Here is a 1,543-nt window from a genome sequence, read left to right as displayed (position 1 = left end):
CCGCGAACTCCCATACTGGCCCGCAGCATATGGCGCTGCTCATCGAGGCCGGACAGATGACAGCATCCGACTACGTGCCAACATACCCCGATTTAGCGCTTGCATCCGAAGGGGCGTCCACAGATGCTACCAGGTATTAGCCAGAATTATTGGCGAGTACGGCGTCGAGCAGACCGGGAAAGCGCCCGTCAAATTCCGAACGGCGGAGCGTGTTGATCATCTCGCGCCCTACCTGCGTCGTCTCGATCAGGCCGGCCGCGCGCAGCAGTTTGAGATGATTGGACAATGTGCTCTTGGGAATCGAATCGCATGGTGCCGCGTCGCTGCAGCTCAGTCGTTCGGTCGCCGCCAGCCGCGCGACCATCCCCAGCCGGTTGGGATCGGCAAGCGCGTGCAGCGCCAGGTCAAGCGGCACGTCCTCCAGCCGGGGGTGGGTGAAGCGGGGCATATGGCAGATATAGGGGCAACGCGTTAATTTAATAGTTCGGGAATATTGAACTGTATGCTTGAGTCCCCAGATGTCCTCGCAGCCGACAGCGCACGAGGGCGTGATCGCGGGCAGATATTTCGGAGAATTTCCATGTCACTTCAGGGCAAGAAGGCGCTCGTCACCGGTGGGTCGCGCGGTATCGGCGCGGCGATCGCCAAGCGGCTGGCGGCCGACGGCGCGACGGTCGCGATTACCTACGCCGGTAATAAAGCCGCCGCCGACGCCACCGCCGCTGCGATTGAACGCGCCGGCGGCACCGCGTTCGCGTTCCAGGCCGATGCCGCCAACCCCGCCTCGCAGCGTGCGGGCGTCGAGCAGGCGGTCGCGGCTCTGGGCGGGCTCGACGTGCTGGTCCACAATGCCGGAGTCGCTGAGTTCTCGCCGATCGAACAGGACACCGACGAGTTGTACGACCGCCAATTCGGAGTCAACGTGAAGGGCCTGCACGTGGGCACCCGCGCCGCGCTCCCGCATTTGAGTGACGGCGGCCGCATCATCCTGATCGGCAGCGTCTCGGGCGAACTCGCCTTCCCATCGACCGCAACGTATAGCGCGACCAAAGCGGCAGTAGCCGCACTCGCACGCGGCTGGGCGAAGGATCTCGCCGCACGAAACATCCTGGTCAACACGGTGCAACCGGGGCCGATCGACACCGATCTCAACCCCGCCGATGGCGAGTTCGCGCAACAGATGACGGCGTTCATCCCGCTCGGCCGTTACGGCACGGTCGAGGAAATTGCCGGCGCAGTGGCGTTTCTCGCCGGACCCGACGCAACCTACATCACTGGCACCACGATCAACATTGATGGCGGCGCGGCGGCATAGAGAATACGGGCGGCCCCTTACCTCAGGTCATAAGGGGCCGCCCCAACCGAGAGGCGGCTATCGCGAAAATCAAATCGATTTAAGTGACTGGGGTAAGCTGTTTGGCATCTGTGGACGCCCCTTCGGATGCAAGCGCTAAATCGGGGTATGTTGGCACGTAGTCGGATGCTGTCATCTGTCCGGCCTCGATGAGCAGCGCCATATGCTGCGGGCCAGTATGGGAGTTCG

The 1,543-nt window shown here is 63.2% G+C and carries 2 protein-coding genes; one reads left to right on the top strand and one right to left on the bottom strand.

What is annotated here, in order from left to right:
• Nucleotides 1–136: 136 nt before the first annotated feature.
• A complete protein-coding gene (locus K7G81_RS17625; protein ID WP_223032144.1) occupies nt 137–448 on the bottom strand; it encodes an ArsR/SmtB family transcription factor in 312 nt (103 codons plus the stop codon).
• Between the two features lie 132 nt (nt 449–580).
• On the opposite strand from K7G81_RS17625, the gene K7G81_RS17620 reads away from it, so the two are divergent.
• Nucleotides 581–1,315, top strand: coding sequence for an SDR family oxidoreductase (locus tag K7G81_RS17620; RefSeq protein WP_223032143.1), 735 nt, complete (start codon nt 581–583; stop codon nt 1,313–1,315).
• Nucleotides 1,316–1,543: the final 228 nt, after the last annotated feature.

This window comes from Hephaestia mangrovi (genome assembly GCF_019880555.1).
Lineage (GTDB): Bacteria > Pseudomonadota > Alphaproteobacteria > Sphingomonadales > Sphingomonadaceae > Sphingomonas > Sphingomonas mangrovi.
This window is presented reverse-complemented; position numbering and strand designations above follow the sequence as displayed.

What these genes read in the sequence shown, in the direction of transcription:
- K7G81_RS17625 (WP_223032144.1), bottom strand. Translation starts at nt 448, where the DNA reads ATGCCCCGCTTCACCCACCCCCGGCTGGAGGACGTGCCGCTTGACCTG.
- K7G81_RS17620 (WP_223032143.1), top strand. Translation starts at nt 581, where the DNA reads ATGTCACTTCAGGGCAAGAAGGCGCTCGTCACCGGTGGGTCGCGCGGT.